1 pseudogene is annotated in these 347 nt (G+C 43.2%); it reads left to right on the forward strand.

From position 1 onward, the window contains the following. Positions 1 to 312 (forward strand): annotated as a pseudogene (locus CWC14_RS19085) (glutathione peroxidase); the annotation flags it as partial. Positions 313 to 347 lie beyond the last annotated feature (35 nt).

Here is a 347-nt window from a genome sequence, read left to right on the forward strand (position 1 = left end):
TACAAAGACCAAGGCTTGGTGGTGTTAGGGTTTCCATCTGACGATTTTTTCCAAGAAGAAGATGACGAAAAAGACACTGCTGACGTGTGCTACATCAATTATGGTGTGACCTTCACTATGCTCGCACCCACGCCGGTGAGAGGCGACGATGCTCATCCGGTATTTCAATTTTTGAACGAGCAAACCAGCTCTCCAAATTGGAATTTTTACAAGTACTTAGTGTCAAAGGATAGACAACAGGTGCAACGCTTTAACAGCCGCACAAAACCAATGTCAGAAACGCTTACCCAAGCTGTTGAGCAAGCGCTATAATGACAAATCATTATGTTTGTCTAAACTTAATGGCA

This window comes from Pseudoalteromonas sp. S3260, assembly GCF_005886925.1.
In the GTDB taxonomy this organism is placed as follows: domain Bacteria; phylum Pseudomonadota; class Gammaproteobacteria; order Enterobacterales; family Alteromonadaceae; genus Pseudoalteromonas; species Pseudoalteromonas tetraodonis.